This window comes from Acaryochloris sp. IP29b_bin.148 (genome assembly GCF_028285565.1).
In the GTDB taxonomy this organism is placed as follows: Bacteria; Cyanobacteriota; Cyanobacteriia; order Thermosynechococcales; family Thermosynechococcaceae; genus Acaryochloris.
Map to the genome: position 1 here is coordinate 1 of NZ_JANQOY010000239.1, position 18,022 is coordinate 18,022.

An 18,022-nucleotide genomic window follows, 5' to 3' on the forward strand; every position below is an offset into this window, starting at 1 on the left:
TTGGGTACCAAAGAAATCATCATGCTGTAGTCCCACCCCCGCACTGATATTGCGAGTGGGCTGCATCTGCAAGCGTGACCGAATCCCAAAAGTATTGCCGCGAATGCCACTGTGGAGAAAATACGGTCCTAAGAAAGCTTGTAAATCTCCACCATTCTTGAATTTGAGGAGCTGCTTACCCACTTCAAAATCAACCCCTGCTAGGGCTTCTTCAAACTGACGAGTCACCCAACGCTGTCGTTGGAGGTCGAGCAGGAGGGCATTACCGCCAAAGCGAGGTTGACCATTAAGCTGTAAGCCTGTATCGACGATACTTTGTCCTGTTTGGCGTTGAGTGGCACCAACTGGCCAGAAGCCATTGAGGTATAAATCGACATCCTCGCCTAAGCTCTCTAAGCCCAGTCCTAGTTGTTGGAAGGTGTTGGCGTCGGTGTTGCGAATATCAAAGCCGAGATGCCCCCCAAGGGTACGATTAAACGTTTTACTATACTGGCGATGTCCCAGCACAACATTGCCACCGGGATTGCCACGATCATCAATGAGGAGGCGACCTTCCAAGAAGGTGAGGGATTGTCCAGGTTGTTGCCAAATCGGCAGAAAGGTTTCGAGACGCGTCGTGGTTTCTGTGCCACCGTTGGGACTATTGGCACCAACGCCAATGCGGGCACCAATACGCAAATCATCAGCTTGAGTGGAGGGTTGGGCTTGAACGATAGTGGGCAAGCTAATGAGGGTCGCAAGAGGGAGGATCGCACCTATCAGACGGTGGCACGAAGGCATAATGAAGGGACTCCTACAATTAAGTAACTGAGCAGGGGCATAGGGAACCACTCCAATAGCGGAGTGGTTCGCAAGGGATTTATAGAGCAGCCAAACGGCTTCTTCAGAACTAATTAGTGGTCTGGCTGTATAAGATGGATATATAAGATGGGTATATCTTGTACAGTTTTATAGTGCCCAGAGTTTAATGGCAGTGTTCCAGTGAAAATACTGAAACCCAAGGCCATTCTTATTTACAAACCACCTAGTAAAGGCGCTTCAATTTCGATTAATCCAGTTGCTCTTCCCCAATATCGGTGAGAGCTAAGGGGGCATCCCCTGGGGCTCGTAGGTTCTCAACTAAGGCTTGAATTTCAGGCGGTGGAGCTGGAGTGAGTCGGGACACCACTAGGGTCACGACTAGATTAATTAACATACCCACTGTGCCAATCCCTTCCGCTGAAACACCCAAAAACCAGAGGGGCATGCTGTAGAACTTGACCCCTATGATGTAGATCGTGGTGAATAACAGGCCTGATACCATACCTGCGATCGCACCTTCTCGATTGGTTCGTTTATCAAAGATGCCTAGCAAAATCACCGGGAAGAAGCTGGCCGCCGCTAGGCCAAAGGCAAAAGCCACCACTTGGGCAACGAATCCTGGCGGTTCAATCCCAAAGTAACCCGCAATCAAAATCGCCACTCCCACCATAATCCGGCCCACCAAGACGCGCTGTCCTTCAGTGGCATTGGGGTTAATTAGCTTGTAATAGATATCGTGGGCCACTGAGCTAGAAATCACCAGCAGCAGCCCAGACGCTGTTGATAAAGCTGCAGCCAAACCCCCTGCTGCCACCAAGGCCACCACCCAAGGAGCTAGCTTGGCGACCTCTGGCGTGGACAGCACAATCATATCGGGATGGATGGAAATATCGCTGGTTTTCTCGTCCGGTGTCCACTCGACGATACCGTTTTGATTCTCGTCTTTGAGGGTCAGCAGCTCCGTTGTTTGCCACTTTTGCACCCAATCTAACTGTTGGACCTGTTCAAGAGGCTGATTATTCAACGTCGTAATCAGGTTATACCGAGAGAAGGAGGCAATGGTGGGGGCAGAGGTATAAAGTATGGCAATAAAAAGCAACGCCCATCCCGCTGAATACCGAGCCGCCCGCACATTAGGGACGGTATAAAAACGCACAATCACATGGGGAAGTCCAGCCGTACCCACCATGAGGGCAATGGTAATAAACAAGACATCCAACATCGATTTACGAGCAAAGGGCTCCGTATAGGCCCCAAATCCCAAATCGACCCAGACTTGGTCGAGATTGCCGACTACATCACCAAAGGTGAAGGCAAGCTGGGGAATGGGATTGCCGGTCAACTGCCAGGCGATGGCAACCGCCGGAATTAAATAGGCAATGATCAAGATGATATATTGAGCCACTTGGGTCCAGGTAATGCCCTTCATGCCGCCCAGGATGGCGAAAAAAGCGACGATGACCATCCCAATCATGACGCCAATCCCGACAGGCACCTGCAAAAAACGACTAAAAACAATGCCCACGCCTTGCATTTGGCCAGCAACATAGGTAATGGAAACGAACAGCGCTGCGACCACAGCTACTAATCGAGCCGCAGTGGAATAGTAGCGATCGCCCACAAAGTCCGGGACCGTATACTTGCCAAACTTGCGCAAGTAGGGGGCCAGCAGTAAGGCCAGCAGGACATATCCCCCTGTCCATCCCATTAAATAAATTGACCCGTCATAGCCCAAGGCTGAAATGATACCTGCCATCCCCATAAAGGAGGCTGCCGACATCCAGTCGGCGGCGGTGGCTGCCCCATTTGCGATCGCAGGTACCCCTCGTTCAGCCACAAAAAAGCCTTTACTATCCCGCACACGGGCACGCCAGCCAATGTAGAGGTACACCATAAAGGTGAGGATGACAAAAATCGTAGTCCAAACTTCAACAGTCATACCGTTATTGCTCGTCAGGCTTAGAGGAAGGGATGTTGTACTGGCGATCCAGCTTATCCATCTGCTTGGCGTAGAGAAAGATCAAGGCCACAAACACAAAAATGGAGCCTTGTTGAGCCATCCAGAACCCTAAGGGCAGCGTGCCAATAGAAATTTTATTGAGAGCCTGCACTAAAAGAATGCTCAAAACTAAGGACACTAAAGCCCACACGAAGAGTAATGTCCGGATCAACGCCGTGTTTTGACGCCAATAATTGGGAAGACGTTGAGGGTTCATAGGCTAACCGAAGCGGTTCAAAATTCACCCGTTAGTCTACTACTAGAGTTGTCCCCTATTGATGCTGTGATGGGGAACGTAACATTCTCGACCTTGACCGAACCATATTTTGATAGGGTGAAGCTGAATCAAAGTTTCACACAATTGTTGTGTCTTCAATTCCTTTTCACTCCTCTACTTTGCTTCTATTTGACTTCACAAACAACTTAATGATGCAAATACGCTCTGCAGACAATGAGCTAGATATTCAAGGCACTAACCAGGAGTTCATGGAGTTCAAATCTGCGATCAAGCAAGTTACAACCTCTAGCAATCAGACAGAAGTTGTAATTCAATGTGATGAAGAAGTGGATCCCTCACCTTATACGAACAGTTGCAAACAGCTTCAGGTTCAATTGGGTTCTGGTCCCAATCAATTCATTGTGGTTGACACTACACTTAAGATCATCGGTTCTCCTGCGGCCTTAAACAATCTGAGTGAGAATTTGCCAATCAAAGATGGGGAATATCAAGACAACATCCATTATCACTATGATGCATATTCATTCCCTGACTACGTGTCTAGTAACTCTCCTGAGATAACACTCTCCCTTCGTCAAGATATTTGCTAGGAACCGAAGCTATTCCCCAAATAACCAGGAAAAAAGTCCTAGTACAAGTCCTAACGTTATTAGCTTGGGTACCCCTAGCGCATGAAAAGCATCAACGGGCCAAAACAGCATCATTTTAGTGATTTGGATGCTCAGTCCCAATAGGACGATAAAAACGACGGCAGGCATACTTTCCCTTTGGCAACGCAGATTTATGAGCAGGATTGTGTGTTATTGGGCAGGATCTGGCGGGTCAATCGGTGGGGTTTTATTCAAATCTGTTGTTTTAGGTACTCCTGGTGATGAATTAGGCGCATCCTGGTCAGCACTGGACTTTGTTCTCTCTGGAGAAGGAGCTGGTTCTGGAGAGGACGTAGAGGGTGTTTGAGACTTCGTATCCGAGCCGCTATCGTTTGGAGTATCACTATCAGAGTTGGCATCACTCTCGGATGGATCTGAGGACGTTTCAGATTGCCCCTCTTTATCCTTGGCCTTCTTAAGTTCAGCTTTTACGAGTGCTTGAATTTGCTGATGTTCTTCAATGCCCTCGTAGGCATAGCGATTATAGCCATTCTCGATAATCAACTGTTCCAAATAACGGACTCGCTCTAAGCTGCCAGGATGGGATGAAAACCAAGGGGCAACAAAGGGTTTCTTTTCCTGACTCAAGGTGACCATCAGGTTCCGTAAGCCGTCTGCGGCATAGTTGGCAGAGGTCAATAAACGAGTCCCTAATATATCTGCCTGTCGTTCCATCTCCCGACTGTAATCCGCAACCACTAAATTTGTGAGTACCCCGCCCACATAGGGAATAAGGCGGGTTAATCCGCCTGCTTCGCTACTCTCTGTGGCGATCTGGAAGCCGTGAGAGAGCACGGCATGGGACAATTCATGGGCTATCAAGCCCGCCAGCTCAGCCTCAGACTTACTTTTGAGAATGGCCCCCCCATTGATAAAGATTTTGCCTCCGGGCAGGGCAAAGGCATTGAGTTGGTCATTACTGACAATAAAAAACTGGTAGTTAAACTCTCGCCCCGCTAAAGCCGTGAGTTTCTGGCCAATGCCATCCACATAGGCTTGTACCTTCGGTTCTTTAATTAGCGGCAGTTGGCGCTTGGCTCGATCTGCGATCGCATTGCCCACCGCTGTTTCTCCACGCAATAACAGAATCGAGGTTTGCAACGCCGATAAGCCTGGTAGTGGACTACCTGTAATCGCAATGCCCAAGGCCCCTGTGATAAAGCTACCAATGGTGTTATTGGTAATCTGCGTTCGCAACCGAGCGCGGAAGCGATCTTGATAGTCCTCAGACAGCCTAGAGAATTCGGGGGCATCCGGATGCTCTGGATTCAGCAGTGCAAATTGACGAGCCGTAATTGAGGCTTCCATCCATTTCTTAGATTGAACTTGTTGTTTGATCAACCCTTTTTGCAAGCTAGGCTGATTAGGGTAAAGGGAAGCCGCTCGCCCCATTACCACCAATGCTTCATCCGTTTTTTGGTCTGCCACCAAAGCCTCTGCTAACCGGAGATGGCCAGGGATAAACTCTGGATATTCCTTAACCAACAGTTTCAAAGGCACAAAAATACGGGTTTTCAGATTTAGGTCTAATCCAGCTTTTGCCTCTCGCCAATAGACACGCCCCCCCGGCGGCAATTGAGCTGGATCTTGAATGGGTTCAGCAGGGGGCTTGACCCCTGAGCTGTCAGGTAAAGGCTGTTTAGCTTGCCGATATAGGGCTTCAGCTTCCAATCGCTGTCCCGACTGATAGAGCTGATCTGCCTCAATCATCAGCTTGGCCTGTTCTTCTGGGGATAATGTTTTCCCGCCAGTATCTGGCTGTTGTGTAGCTGGCGTTTGTGGAGAGGCTTTATCCGTCTGAATTGGCGTATTTTGAGGCGAAGATTGAGGACGAGATGGCGTTGTCTCTGATTGAGGAGCGGATAAAGCTTCGCTAACGTTTGTCCGGTGAACGTCTGCTCCAACGCTATCAACCTCAGCAGTAGGATGCTGTTGTTCAGCACCATTCCTAGATGACGGTGTCCATGGTCGTTGAGGAGGGCGATCCGGCTGTGATGGAACTAAACGTTCCATTGCATGCGCAAACGGGACTTGTGAAAACTGTGAATTGCTTTGTCCTACCTCACTGGGAGCTAGAACAAACACTGTTGTCAGAGCCAAGAGAAGGCGTAAGTCAAGGGTTACTGGAGCCATAACACCCAGAATGAAACAGTTGGCGACGAATCCCATTACCAAATGTGTCTACGATGGTAAAAAGCCGCTGTATACAACAGAATGAGAACGGATCAGAGCCCAGACGCAACTTATAAAATAGCGATGCAGACTCTCATGCTCCTTATTTTACAACCTGCCCCTACCCTACACTTAGCTATATTGCAAGCCTTAAGTCAGTTTGCGTAATGTCGCCATCCACATATCGGGTGGATCAGAATAGCGCTCTAGTTGAATAATTTGGTAACGACTCGTTTCCCCTAGTCCAGATATTTCAATATAGTCGCCTGGGGTAACGCCTTCTTTTTGAGTGGTCATGTAGTACAGGCTTTGGTCTGGTGCAGCCTCCAACACAAATTGGCCATTTAAATCCTGCCAGTGATATTGATGACACCTCTTATTAGCAGAAAACGATTGATAAGGGTAGGAAGGACTACCATTAGTCAAATTACGTAATGCTAGTGGGAGGAAGTGAAGGCTCATGGAAAATCTCCATCGAAAATCGCTCAGAGGTTGTATAAAAAGTCTGTCAACTCCTTACTAGGGTAAAAGCACTAGTTACTTCGTATGGGGTGATAACAAACATTCTGTTGGGAAAAGTCATTCGGGACGATTACACAGATGCTCCTTAAATATCACCGACATTCAAAATGGTATACAGCTATTGTGAAAAAGTAGTGAACAGAATCGTGATCTATAAGGTGCCGAAATTACCGAAAGAATATATTCCTATGTCATTCTTAATGAAAGGTAATTTACTTTAACTTCAGCATAATAACTGTGAAAAGCCGCCTAAAACTACTGCTAGCTTACATCCTTGATACCAGCGTAAATTATTTTGGCAAGAGTATATAAGCTATTTTAGCTGTCAATAAATGATATTAATCCAGCTTTGCTAATTCTTAGAAGTTATAGATGCTGTAAGTTTAAGGACGGCCTGGATAACTAGCTCGCATTTTGCCTTAAAAAGCCAGACAATATAATCATTCTCTGAATGATTTATTAACCCCTGATTTATTGTTTTCATGCTTTGCTAATTGGCCAATTCTGGCTAATAATCGAAAAAAAGGGGGAGTTCATTCAGGATTTTCAAATGAGTAGGGTGAGATGGACTAGATTACAATTCATTACAGAACGATAATGCTATCTCTCCGTTAAGGATCGCCCTAATTTCATGACTGATGCTCCCGTCTCCCGTATCCGCAACTTTTCCATCATTGCCCACATCGACCACGGTAAGTCGACCCTAGCGGATCGACTGTTGCAAACGACTGGTACAGTAGCAGATCGCGAGATGAAGGAACAGTTCCTCGACAATATGGAACTGGAGCGAGAACGAGGCATTACAATCAAACTCCAAGCGGCACGAATGGCTTATAAAGCTTCTGACCAGCAGGATTATGTGCTTAATTTGATTGATACACCGGGTCATGTGGATTTTTCTTACGAGGTTTCTCGATCGTTGGCCGCTTGTGAAGGAGCTTTGCTGGTGGTGGATGCTTCCCAAGGGGTAGAAGCCCAAACCTTAGCCAATGTCTATTTGGCGATTGAGCATGATCTAGAGATTATTCCGGTTCTCAATAAGATTGATCTACCTGGAGCCGAGCCAGAGCGGGTTAAACAGGAAATTGAAGAAATTGTGGGATTGGACTGTAGTGGAGCCATTCTTGCCTCAGCCAAAACGGGCATTGGCATTGAGGATATTTTGGAATCGATTGTCCATCTGGTACCACCCCCCAAAGAGACCACGAAGGAACCTTTGCGAGCTTTGATCTTTGACAGCTATTACGATTTATATCGGGGCGTTGTCGTTTACTTCCGAGTTATGGATGGCGCGGTCAAAAAGGGGGATCGTGTCCGTCTTATGGCATCTGGCAAAGAGTATGACATTGATGAGCTAGGCGTGCTGTCCCCTACTCAAGTCCAAGTCGATGAACTTCATGCCGGTGAAGTCGGGTATTTTGCTGCTGCGATCAAAGCCGTTGAGGATGCCCGTGTAGGGGACACCATTACCCTAGCCAAAGCCCAAGCCGCTGATCCCCTACCTGGGTATGTAGAAGCTAAACCGATGGTGTTCTGCGGTATGTTTCCCACGGATGCGGACCAATTTCCTGATCTGCGCGATGCCCTAGAACGTTTGAAGCTCAATGATGCCGCTTTAAATTATGAACCGGAGACCTCCAGTGCAATGGGCTTTGGCTTTCGCTGTGGATTTCTGGGACTCTTGCATATGGAAATTGTGCAAGAGCGATTGGAGCGAGAGTACAACTTAGATTTAATTATTACAGCCCCGTCAGTGGTGTATCGCGTCACAACCCTTAAGGGTGAAACCTTACTGATTGATAATCCTAGTGCCCTGCCTGAGCCTCAGCATCGCGAAAAAATTGAAGAACCGTTTGTTCAGGTGGATATGATTACACCGGAGGAATTTGTCGGTACGCTGATGGAACTTGGGCAGAGTCGCCGAGGGACCTTTAAGGATATGAAGTACCTCACGCCTGGGCGGACAACATTGGTATATGAGTTGCCCTTGGCCGAAGTGGTTACCGATTTTTTTGATCAAATGAAGTCGAGATCGCGGGGCTATGCCAGCATGGAATATCACCTAATTGGCTATCGTGAAAATCTGTTGGTCAAGCTCGATATTTTGATTAATGCCGATCCCGTTGATTCTCTGGCTGCTATTGTTCATCGGGATAAGGCCTACTACACAGGGCGAGCCTTAGTGAGTAAACTGCGAGAACTAATCCCTCGCCATCAGTTCAAGATTCCGATACAGGCTGCGATCGGGGCTAAAGTAATTGCCAGCGAAAGCATTCCAGCTTTGCGAAAAGACGTACTAGCAAAATGCTATGGCGGGGATGTCTCCCGTAAACGTAAACTTCTAGAAAAACAAAAAGCAGGTAAGAAGCGGATGAAATCCGTGGGGCGAGTCGATGTTCCGCAAGAAGCCTTTATGGCTGTTCTGCGTATTACCGATGACTAAAGGACGAACAGGAAAGCCCCTAGCAAAAAATCTCTAGGGGCAGCTATGGCTTATCAACCTACTCAGGATGCCCATATCAAGACGTCTTTGGAGCGTTTAGAACGATTTTTCTTTGCTGTTGATATCAAACATAGTTGATATCAGCTATTACTCTATCGGAAAGACTAGCTTCGCTTAGAAAGGCTGCACTTATCTTTGAAACCAGGCGGTCAATGCTACTGCTAAGGCATCGGCGGCGTCATCCGGTCGCGGAAGAGCGTCTAATTTCAACTCCCTCGCGACGGCTTCTTGGACAGCATGTTTATCTGCAGCGCCATATCCTGTCAGGGCCAACTTAATTTGGGCTGGCGTGTATTCAATAATAGGAAGTTGATGCTGAGCTAAAACTAATAAGATCACGCCACGAGCTTGGGCCACAAGGATCGTATTGCCCATCCGATAGAAGAAAAGTTTTTCTAAAGCGACCAAATCGGGTTTGTGGGTTGTGAGTAATTGGTGCAAATCATCATAAATGGTCTGTAATCGCAGACCGATATCAGTTTTAGCAGGGGTTTGAATAATTCCGTAATCAAGAAGACCTAGGCTATCGGTATCAGCACGAATAGAGCCAAATCCAAGCGAGGCTAACCCTGGGTCTAGGCCCAAAATATGTTGCATTACGGTCAATCGCAAAATCCATGTACCTGTAGCCCCTAATTTAGGCTAACGTCTGAGTATTCTAGATATCGTGTTGCTATCGTTGTCGAACTCGTGAAATTAGCGAGGGTTCTTATAATAGTAAAGCGTTGTTGAATGATTGAGCTGTTCAGATAAGTCTGTACCCTACATCCTTGTCCTATCTTTATCCTTATAGAACCCCATAGAAACCGGAATGACTTTCCAGATTTATTCAAACTTGTTACCCCAGTGGGCGCCGCTTGCTGGATTCTTTTTACCGATAGATGGTCTATTTTCCACCCAAGGCGTCATGGTTATGCTCTTGGTTGCCTATGCTGGCGCTATGTGGATGTTTCTTTCTAGTGCCCCCAAGGTCTATACCTTGATGGTGTCAGACCTGGAAATTGCCCGCCAGTTCTTTGAAGGAGAGCTACAGCTCCGAGCGGCAGAGGTGCCGCTTCATTACTATTACAACTATGAGCAAACGTTAGGTTTATCAGGAATTGATCCGCTGTATATGTCTACTGACTTTGGTCGGCCCGCTATGCAACAATTTGGTGGCACCGATGGATTTTGGTACCAACTTAAGAAAAATGTCCAGCTTCACGTCATTGGCGGAGCCAGCATCGGTGATAAGAATCGTCAGCGTCATGTCTGTTTTGATCATGACTGCCTAGAGCAAATTTTAATGAAAGTGCAAACTCGCTATGTGAAATATAAGATTCGGCGAGAAAAACCACTAAACTTTCTAGTGAAGACCTACGAAGGTTCTGTGATCGAATTTGCTGAAGTTTCCAATTAGGCGTAAGTCATGTCTTTTCCCTGGCAATCCGTTAAGTCGTACACAGATATCCTGTATCACAAAGCAGATGGTATTGCCAAGATCACGATTAACCGCCCCCATAAGCGCAATGCATTTCGCCCGCAAACTGTTTTTGAGCTTTATGATGCCTTTATTGATGCCCGAGAAGATCCTAGCCTAGGTGTCATTCTGCTAACAGGCGCTGGCCCTCATACGGATGGCAAATACGCTTTCTGTTCGGGCGGGGATCAAAGTATTCGAGGGGACGCAGGCTATGTGGGGAATGATGGTGTGCCTCGCCTCAATGTCCTAGATTTACAGCGGTTAATCCGATCCATTCCCAAGGTTGTGATTGCCTTAGTCGCAGGGTATGCCATTGGAGGAGGACATGTTTTGCACTTGATCTGTGACTTAACGATTGCCGCCGATAATGCAGTCTTTGGGCAGACCGGTCCAAAAGTGGGAAGTTTTGATGGTGGTTTTGGCGCTAGTTACCTTGCTCGTGTGGTAGGCCAAAAAAAGGCCAGAGAAATATGGTTTCTATGCCGACAATATGATGCCCAAGCGGCTTTATCGATGGGGTTAGTGAATACTGTCATACCGATTGCTGAGTTAGAGGCTGAAGGCATTCGCTGGGCTCAAGAAATCTTACAGAAAAGCCCTCTGGCGATTCGTTGTCTTAAAGCAGCCTTCAATGCTGATTGTGATGGTCAGGCTGGTTTACAGGAGCTAGCGGGGAATGCCACCCTGTTGTTCTATATGAACCAGGAAAGTGCTGAAGGTAAAAACGCATTTCTGGAAAAACGTGATCCAGACTTTCGACAATTTCCGTGGCGACCGTAAACAATGCGTCTGCATAAGTGGGTCGATCGCCAAGATCAGAAACAGGGGGCAAGCATACTTGCCCCCTGTTTCTGAATTACAAATTATTAAAAAGTTGACTGTGAAAGGTTGAATTAAACGCTGATTTCTCAAATATGGGAAATGTAGATGGCTACACTTATCGGGATTTGGCTAGAACTCGATGGCTAGGAGCGGTCTCAATACTGTATGACCCTAAAGTACGGTTTTGATGGCTAATCGAGAGCACCTCGATTGCAGAAGAGAAACTTGGGATCATTAAAGAACAAGCTTTCCACTCCCCACGAACTGGAGCCCCAAGCCGTTGACACTGGCCGCCACGTCTACCTTCAGGTAAGTAATGCTGACAGTAGCGGCAAGCGAAGGTGGGAGAACTCAAAGTATTCATAGAGTGAGTTGAAAATTAGTAGTTTTAACGGACAGAATCGCTTCGTAATATTTGTTAATAATTCAGAAGCATTTTCCTTAACTTAATTAAGGATTTTGGGATGAGGTATTGGCCCTCTTTATATTAAGTTTCCTGGATCGCGGATTTGGCTCATTCAATTGCTGATAAAACCTTTAATAGCAAGCCCTTAGGTGATCCCCAAGCCTTAATACTGCATTCATGTTTTCTTTATGTTTGCCACAGAGATTCCTATAAAAAATTTCAAAACCAATACCAAACTGGGGGTTCGTCACATAGGGTACCCATTTTTCACAAAAAACTATTAGGGCTTTGAAGGGAAGAGTTAGAAATAATACTGAGTCTAAATACTTATTGGGTGACAGTATAAAAAAATGTCGTCTCCTTAACTTCATTCTGATAGAGATTCACAAAACTTATAGTCAAATTGGCTACTAATTCTCACTAGAGGACGACAAACATAAGCTCAGATATTTGTTAAAAATTTGGATGGAGAAGCGAAAGAACGTCGTGTTAAAAATTGCGAGCTGGAATGTAAATTCAATTCGAACACGCTTGGACCAGGTCTTGGACTGGTTGTATTTACAATCGGTTGATGTTCTGTGCTTACAAGAGACTAAGGTGATTGACGATGATTTTCCCCGAGCCCAGTTTATTGATGAGGGGTATCAGGTCTATGTTTCAGGGCAAAAAGCCTATAACGGTGTGGCCTTGATTAGCCGCACCCCTTTAACGGATGTGAGCACAGGCTTCACTCCTTTACTCGGAGATCATGATTCAACTCAGGTGTTTGACCAGCAGAAACGTCTGATCACAGGGATCGTATCGCCAGGTATTCGTATTTTGAATCTGTATGTCCCCAATGGCTCAGCAGTTGAGAGTGAGAAATATACTTACAAGCTAGAATGGCTGGCGCTGCTGCATGACTATATTCAAGCGCTGTTGTCTCTTGGCCCACCGCATCTGTTAATCTGCGGCGATTTTAATATTGCTCTCGAAGACCATGATATCCATGATCCCTGCCATCGGGAGACTCATATTATGGCCACTGATCGAGAACGACACGCCCTACAGGCAGTGTTGGCGCTAGGGTTGCAGGATGCATTCCGTAAGTTCAATTCAGAGGCAGGACAGTTCAGTTGGTGGAATTATCGAGCAGCCTCTTTTCAACGAAATTTAGGTTGGCGGATCGATCATCACTACCTAACGTCAGCGCTTTACCAGCAGGCAGCCGCCTGCACGATTGATACTGCACCGCGTCGATTGCCTAAACCCAGCGATCATGCGCCAGTCACCGTGGAGATTGATGTGCAGCATCTCTAATGTCTTTGGGAAAGTACAGACTGAGTTTGATGACTAGGGACAAGGAAGTTGGACCCGTAACCAGGCCCCTCCAGTTTGCGGGTGATTGCGAGCTTGAATGGAGCCTTGATGAGCCAGGATAATTTGCTGTGCGATCGCAAGTCCTAAACCACTACCACCCAGAGCGGGAAGCGCCGAGGATGCTCCATGGTCTAACTCAGACAGCAATAAGGACGCTGGTGCAGGATCTAAGGCGGTATGCGGGTTAATATCAACGGCTTCAGTACGAGGGGTATGACCTCGCACCCGAGAGGGATCAGATCGATAGAAGCGTTTAAATATATGGGGGAGGGCTTCTGCAGGGAAGCCTGAACCCGTGTCAATGATGTCAATACAGAGCCATTGATCAACGTCGGCAGCGGATTGAGCCACCTCCACTTGAACGATAATCGGCTGATCCACTGGACTATATTTAATGGCATTGTCCAATAGGTTTAAAAAGACACGATAGAGACGATTTTTATCGACGTCTAAGGTGAACTCTTCCAATCCTTGATAGAAGAGGGATAGATTTCGCTGTTGAGCCAGAGGTTCTAAGTTGAGCCAAGCTTTATGGATTAGGCTGGGAACGTTCACCGCTTGTCGCTTCAGCGTTTGAGCTTGATGAAAGGTGATCCGGCTCAGTTCCAGAAGATCCTTCACTAAATCACTTAAACGAATGACCTCTTGCAGCAGGCGTTCAATTCGAGTCTGATGCTGTCCACTCATCTGATGTTCCAGGGTTTCCACCATCAACCGAATTGACGTCAAGGGAGTTTTCAGTTCGTGAGCTACATCTGAAGTCCAGCGATCGCGATCCTCTGCTAAATTTTTTGCTTCGGTCCGATCTTCAATAAATATACCTACATGCCCCTTAGGTAGAGGAATACCATAAGCTCTTAAGGGTTTTCCTTGAGACCAGTCAGACAGGTGCATCGTCCAATCAATTTTTTGTCCCTGCTGACCGGTGCGGACTTGATTGATCAGCTGATCCAGCTCTATTGATCGCACAACTTCTAGGAGCAAGCGATTGGGCAGGGCTTCCCAGGACTGAAAACGAAGCTTGAGGAGATTGCAGGCCTGTTGGTTGATCCAATATAAATTGTCAGCATCATTGACTTGCAAGTAACCTATGGGCGATCGATAGAGAATATCTTGCCAACCTAGACGTTCTTGCTCATGGTGCTGCAGCTCCTCCTGCAACTGGTGGGTCAATTGCGTTAAGCGGCTGAGAGGAGACAGAGTTGATTGATAGTAATCTCTGGGTAATGTGCGAATAATCTGTTCTAAGCGATAGTTAAATTGGCGAGCAGACCACGCTAATAGTCCCAGACCAATGCCTAACCCTGCTAGGAACCCTACCAATTCCACACCACTCTCCAGTGATTAAGCCCGCAACCGTCCTTAGCCAAATCGATATCCAAATCCCCTGATAGTAACCAAGTAATCAGGATTACTGGGATCAAGCTCTATTTTCTCTCGGAGCCAGCGAATATGAACATCAACCGTCTTACTATCCCCAATATAATCAGGCCCCCAGATCTTTTCGAGGATTTGCTCTCTGGGCCAAACCCGACGAGGATAGCTCATAAACAATTCCAAAATCCTGAACTCCTTCGGCGAAAGACTCACCTCTTCATTCCGAACCGTAACTCGGCATTCCTCTGGATTCAAACTAATACCACGACAGGTAAGTAAAGCGCCTTGAGGATCAGTACTGTTCAATCGCTGCCGCCGAAGCAGCGCTCGGCACCGAGCCACTAATTCCCGCATGCCGAAGGGCTTCGTTAAATAGTCATCGGCCCCCACTTCTAGACCCACAACGCGATCCGCTTCCGTGTCTCTAGCACTCAGCATTAAAACCGGAACGGTCGCTCCCTCTCTCCGGATAAAACGGCAGAGATCGATGCCGTTAATACCGGGAAGCATGATATCTAAAATGATCAGATCGAGCGAAGATGCCTGTTGCGATCGCGATTTAAACAGCTGAATAACATCCAAAGCCGTTTGGCCATCCGCCGCCGTAATCACCCGGTATCCTTCGCTTTGCAGTGCAGGTGCAATGGTCTCTCGAATATTTTCCTCGTCTTCTACTAATAGAATCTGCCCCACTGTGGTTGGCAGTTGCTCAAAGGAGCGAGTATTCGAATCAGTAGATAGCATACGGATATAGTGCTGAAACGGTGACAGGCCGATTCTAACACTGAATACTCTTGGATCTCTTGACTAGACTGGTCTTTAACCGAAGCATAACCTGGTTAACGTTCAGTTTAGCCGAAACATTAGTGGGCGAGGCTTGATTTTGAGGCTCCTTTACTAATGGTTGCCAGGTACAGTCCCATTAAGACCACAAAAAAGGCAATCCAATTGAGTAAATTAAGCTGTTCTGAAAAGATTTTCCAAGCCAGAATAGCAGTGATCAAAGGCTCCAACAACATAAACACAGAAACAAATCCCGACGTAAATTGCTTCAAACAGTAAGCCAATAATCCTTGCCCCAACCCTTGACTAATCACACCCAACGCAATCACCGCTAACCAAACGGTCGTGGATGTGGGAAAAAGCTGATTGCCGCCCAACAAAACAATGGGTAACGTTAACAACCCGGTGACCATACAAGAGGCCAACATAATCGTAGAGGTAGAGAATTTTACCCTTAGCCGCTCAATGACTAGAAAATTAGCAGCATAAAACACCGCAGAGAGTAAAGCAGCTCCGTCTCCCACCAGGCTGCTGGTTCCGACCTGGAAATCCCCAATACCAATCGCTAATACGCCCGTTAAGGCTAATCCCATCCCCATCAAGAATTGGCGGTTAAACCGATGGCCTAAAAATAACCATCCCCCCAACGTGGCAAATAAGGGAGTCATATTATGCAGCAGATTGGAATTGGCCACGCTTGTCTGGGTTAACGACCACGCCCATGAGCCTGCTCGACCATAGATTAAAATTCCCAAACACAAAAACCACAATAAATCACGTCCCTGCAACGGTGGAGAGGGACGGGTTGGTTCTAGAGATGGTTGACGAAATTGATGAAAACCGCTCCACATCCCCAAGGCTAGAGACGCAATCCAAAATCGATTAAAGATGGTGGCGCTAGCACTCAGCTCTTGTTCACTCAGGCGTGTAAAAATTGCTGAAAATGACAAAATGCCAACGGCAGCAATCAGGGCCACGAAGGGAACAACAGGTGCAGAAGGCGAAACAGCAGTGTCGTCAACAGGCGTTACCGTTGGTTGCTGCAACTGGCCAAGAGACTGCTGGGGCCGCTCTGGGGCTTTGGTAATCATGGAAATTCAAGATTAAGAAGTGAGCTACCGAGGGCGGACCAAATGATCCCCCACAATATTATGTAATGTTACGAGATTGATGGGTTAAATAAATATTACGCAATGTATCGTCACATTTTGCCAATATTAATCGACGCATCTCCTCAAAAAAGCCACACATTCGATATGGGATGTTTGGGGAAAGAAATCCACAGGTTGAACCCGATCAATCGCATAGCTGGATTGACAAAGGGGCTTCAAATCTCGCGCTAATGTTGCTGAATGGCAACTGACATACACCATTTGTCGGGGATTCAGAGTCAATAACTGCTCAATCACATCCATATGGCAACCCTTGCGAGGGGGGTCTAACAGAACCACATCAGGTTTGAAGGGAATGGCTTTCAGGCAATCTTTGGCTGCGCCCACTGTAAATGTGGCATTGGTAATCTGATTAAGAGCAGCATTAGCCTGCGCTTGCTCAATCGCTGCGGCTTGCATCTCAATTCCCACCATCTCTCTCACTCGCTGCGCTAGGGGCAGGGTTAAGGTACCAATCCCACAGTACACATCCACCACCTGTTCGTTTCCCCCTAATTGCAAATGGTCGAGGATCGTGTTCAGCAACACTTCGGCTTGTTCGGTGTGGACTTGAAAAAAGGTATCGGGACGAAGTTGAAAGGTCAAACCTGCAAACATCTCATGTAGATAGTGGCGGCCTGCCAGACAGACAGTCTCTGCCCCAAAGATACGGTTGGTTTGATGGGGGTTGAAGTTCAAACAAATCCCCACGAGTTGGGAATAGCGCTCTAACCATTCCTGCGCTTGAGTGTCTAGCTCTAAAGATAAAGGTTGATTCTGATCTGCATTGACAATCAAGGTCATCAATATTTCTCCCGTGCGACGGCCAATGCGTAAGGAAAGGTGACGGATCAGGCCCTGATGTTTGTGTTCGTCATAGATAGGCCAGCCTCGTTTTTGGAGATCTTCTTTGACTTCTGCTAAGAACCTATCAAAGTGAGGATCCTGGACTGGGCATTGATTAAGGTTGATGAGCTTATGGCTACCTTGACGATAGTAGCCAGCCTGTACTCGTTGAGAGTTGGGGTTAAAAGCAAGGGGATAAGTGACTTTGTTGCGGTAGGCAAAGGGAAAAGCCGCTGCTAGTACTGGCTCCACGATAGGAGACTGAAATTGGCCAATTCTTTCCAATGCCTGAATCACCTGATTCTGCTTGGCTATCAGCTGATGGGCATACTCTACGGCTTGCCACTGACATCCGCCACATTTGTCAGCCACGATACATTGGGGCCTAATCCGATGGGGAGAAGCATGAATGATTTTGTGGAGCTGGCCATAGGCATACCTTGGTTTAACTCGGATCAGCCGAGCCGTAATTTGATCGCCTGGAACCGTGTTGGGGACAAAAATAACGCGCTGCTGTTCTCCCCATCGACCTACGCCATCTCCGTTGGGGCTAAGGTCAGTGATTTCCAACTCCAGCAAGTTGCCTTGCTTCCAGGTAGACTGTGCTTCCATGGTTTGTAATGTGGCAGCTTACTCATCTTAAGCTGAGTGTTGCGACTGGAGCAGTCTTGAAACGATGGATACTGAAATTGCAATTGCGTTATACAGCTAAACATTTCGAATAGTGCATGGACTTATGTAAATAAAGCTAACTCTTGTTGAACCTCATTATCAATCTAGTTAAAGACTAAAACGAGTGAGTTCCTCAGACTCAAAACCAAGCTCAATCGTCTCGCTACAATAGCTCGTGCTAAACGTATATCTCAAGCTTCTTGATAGCCCTGCTATTTTTTGTTTGCACAAAAAATCAATTAAGAACTAATATCTTCTT

The 18,022-nt window shown here is 46.9% G+C and carries 14 protein-coding genes and 1 pseudogene; 5 read left to right on the forward strand and 10 right to left on the reverse strand.

Annotated elements, in window-relative coordinates; all coding sequences use genetic code 11:
• From Q0986_RS21395 to Q0986_RS21405, 3 genes and pseudogenes are all read right to left on the reverse strand, one after another.
• A pseudogene (locus Q0986_RS21395) lies at nucleotides 1-780 on the reverse strand (hypothetical protein); the annotation flags it as partial.
• Nucleotides 781-1,048: 268 nt separating this feature from the next.
• Entirely contained in the window at nucleotides 1,049-2,740 is a 1,692-nt protein-coding gene (locus Q0986_RS21400) for a sodium:solute symporter family protein (RefSeq protein ID WP_299415609.1), read from the reverse strand.
• 4 nt (nucleotides 2,741-2,744) lie between these two features.
• On the reverse strand, nucleotides 2,745-3,017 hold the full coding sequence (locus Q0986_RS21405; protein WP_299415613.1) for a DUF4212 domain-containing protein: 273 nt from the start codon (nucleotides 3,015-3,017) through the stop codon (nucleotides 2,745-2,747).
• Nucleotides 3,018-3,166: 149 nt separating this feature from the next.
• Here Q0986_RS21405 and Q0986_RS21410 point away from each other — a divergent pair, with 149 nt between their 5' ends.
• Entirely contained in the window at nucleotides 3,167-3,628 is a 462-nt protein-coding gene (locus Q0986_RS21410; RefSeq protein WP_299415616.1) for a hypothetical protein, read from the forward strand.
• Nucleotides 3,629-3,838: 210 nt separating this feature from the next.
• Here Q0986_RS21410 and Q0986_RS21415 read toward each other — a convergent pair whose 3' ends face one another.
• Both Q0986_RS21415 and Q0986_RS21420 read right to left on the reverse strand, forming a co-directional pair.
• On the reverse strand, nucleotides 3,839-5,701 hold the full coding sequence (locus Q0986_RS21415) for a M48 family metalloprotease (protein WP_299415619.1): 1,863 nt from the start codon (nucleotides 5,699-5,701) through the stop codon (nucleotides 3,839-3,841).
• Between the two features lie 309 nt (nucleotides 5,702-6,010).
• Nucleotides 6,011-6,322 carry a hypothetical protein gene (locus Q0986_RS21420; RefSeq protein ID WP_299415623.1) on the reverse strand — a complete coding sequence of 104 codons (312 nt, stop codon included), beginning with the start codon at nucleotides 6,320-6,322 and terminating at the stop codon, nucleotides 6,011-6,013.
• Between the two features lie 691 nt (nucleotides 6,323-7,013).
• Between Q0986_RS21420 and lepA the strand changes: the two genes are divergently transcribed.
• Nucleotides 7,014-8,825, forward strand: a complete 1,812-nt coding sequence (lepA, locus tag Q0986_RS21425) for a translation elongation factor 4 (protein ID WP_299415627.1) — start codon at nucleotides 7,014-7,016, stop codon at nucleotides 8,823-8,825.
• A gap of 189 nt (nucleotides 8,826-9,014) precedes the next feature.
• On the opposite strand, the gene ruvC is transcribed toward lepA, so the two are convergent.
• A complete protein-coding gene (gene ruvC, locus Q0986_RS21430; protein ID WP_299415886.1) occupies nucleotides 9,015-9,482 on the reverse strand; it encodes a crossover junction endodeoxyribonuclease RuvC in 468 nt (155 codons plus the stop codon).
• 214 nt (nucleotides 9,483-9,696) lie between these two features.
• On the opposite strand from ruvC, the gene Q0986_RS21435 reads away from it, so the two are divergent.
• From Q0986_RS21435 to xth, 3 genes are all read left to right on the forward strand, one after another.
• Nucleotides 9,697-10,284 carry a glyoxalase-like domain protein gene (locus Q0986_RS21435; RefSeq protein ID WP_299415631.1) on the forward strand — a complete coding sequence of 196 codons (588 nt, stop codon included), beginning with the start codon at nucleotides 9,697-9,699 and terminating at the stop codon, nucleotides 10,282-10,284.
• Between the two features lie 9 nt (nucleotides 10,285-10,293).
• Nucleotides 10,294-11,127 (forward strand): 1,4-dihydroxy-2-naphthoyl-CoA synthase, encoded by an 834-nt coding sequence (menB, locus tag Q0986_RS21440; RefSeq protein WP_299415636.1) that lies wholly within the window; start codon nucleotides 10,294-10,296, stop codon nucleotides 11,125-11,127.
• A gap of 913 nt (nucleotides 11,128-12,040) precedes the next feature.
• Nucleotides 12,041-12,874, forward strand: a complete 834-nt coding sequence (gene xth, locus Q0986_RS21445; protein WP_299415641.1) for an exodeoxyribonuclease III — start codon at nucleotides 12,041-12,043, stop codon at nucleotides 12,872-12,874.
• Nucleotides 12,875-12,907: 33 nt separating this feature from the next.
• On the opposite strand, the gene Q0986_RS21450 is transcribed toward xth, so the two are convergent.
• From Q0986_RS21450 to rlmD, 4 genes are all read right to left on the reverse strand, one after another.
• Nucleotides 12,908-14,263: a HAMP domain-containing sensor histidine kinase gene (locus tag Q0986_RS21450; RefSeq protein ID WP_299415645.1), complete on the reverse strand. Its 1,356-nt coding sequence runs from the start codon at nucleotides 14,261-14,263 to the stop codon at nucleotides 12,908-12,910.
• A gap of 33 nt (nucleotides 14,264-14,296) precedes the next feature.
• Nucleotides 14,297-15,055: a response regulator transcription factor gene (locus tag Q0986_RS21455; protein ID WP_299415649.1), complete on the reverse strand. Its 759-nt coding sequence runs from the start codon at nucleotides 15,053-15,055 to the stop codon at nucleotides 14,297-14,299.
• 119 nt (nucleotides 15,056-15,174) lie between these two features.
• On the reverse strand, nucleotides 15,175-16,185 hold the full coding sequence (locus tag Q0986_RS21460) for a DMT family transporter (RefSeq protein WP_299415653.1): 1,011 nt from the start codon (nucleotides 16,183-16,185) through the stop codon (nucleotides 15,175-15,177).
• Between the two features lie 126 nt (nucleotides 16,186-16,311).
• On the reverse strand, nucleotides 16,312-17,703 hold the full coding sequence (gene rlmD / locus Q0986_RS21465) for a 23S rRNA (uracil(1939)-C(5))-methyltransferase RlmD (RefSeq protein WP_299415656.1): 1,392 nt from the start codon (nucleotides 17,701-17,703) through the stop codon (nucleotides 16,312-16,314).
• Between the last annotated feature and the right edge of the window lie 319 nt (nucleotides 17,704-18,022).

Coding starts and splice junctions, on each gene's coding strand:
- Q0986_RS21400 (WP_299415609.1), bottom strand. CDS start 2,740: ATGACTGTTGAAGTTTGGACTACGATTTTTGTCATCCTCACCTTTATG.
- Q0986_RS21405 (WP_299415613.1), bottom strand. CDS start 3,017: ATGAACCCTCAACGTCTTCCCAATTATTGGCGTCAAAACACGGCGTTG.
- Q0986_RS21415 (WP_299415619.1), bottom strand. CDS start 5,701: ATGGAACGTTTAGTTCCATCACAGCCGGATCGCCCTCCTCAACGACCA.
- Q0986_RS21420 (WP_299415623.1), bottom strand. CDS start 6,322: ATGAGCCTTCACTTCCTCCCACTAGCATTACGTAATTTGACTAATGGT.
- lepA (WP_299415627.1), top strand. CDS start 7,014: ATGACTGATGCTCCCGTCTCCCGTATCCGCAACTTTTCCATCATTGCC.
- ruvC (WP_299415886.1), bottom strand. CDS start 9,482: ATGCAACATATTTTGGGCCTAGACCCAGGGTTAGCCTCGCTTGGATTT.
- Q0986_RS21435 (WP_299415631.1), top strand. CDS start 9,697: ATGACTTTCCAGATTTATTCAAACTTGTTACCCCAGTGGGCGCCGCTT.
- menB (WP_299415636.1), top strand. CDS start 10,294: ATGTCTTTTCCCTGGCAATCCGTTAAGTCGTACACAGATATCCTGTAT.
- xth (WP_299415641.1), top strand. CDS start 12,041: ATGGAGAAGCGAAAGAACGTCGTGTTAAAAATTGCGAGCTGGAATGTA.
- Q0986_RS21455 (WP_299415649.1), bottom strand. CDS start 15,055: ATGCTATCTACTGATTCGAATACTCGCTCCTTTGAGCAACTGCCAACC.
- Q0986_RS21460 (WP_299415653.1), bottom strand. CDS start 16,185: ATGATTACCAAAGCCCCAGAGCGGCCCCAGCAGTCTCTTGGCCAGTTG.
- rlmD (WP_299415656.1), bottom strand. CDS start 17,703: ATGGAAGCACAGTCTACCTGGAAGCAAGGCAACTTGCTGGAGTTGGAA.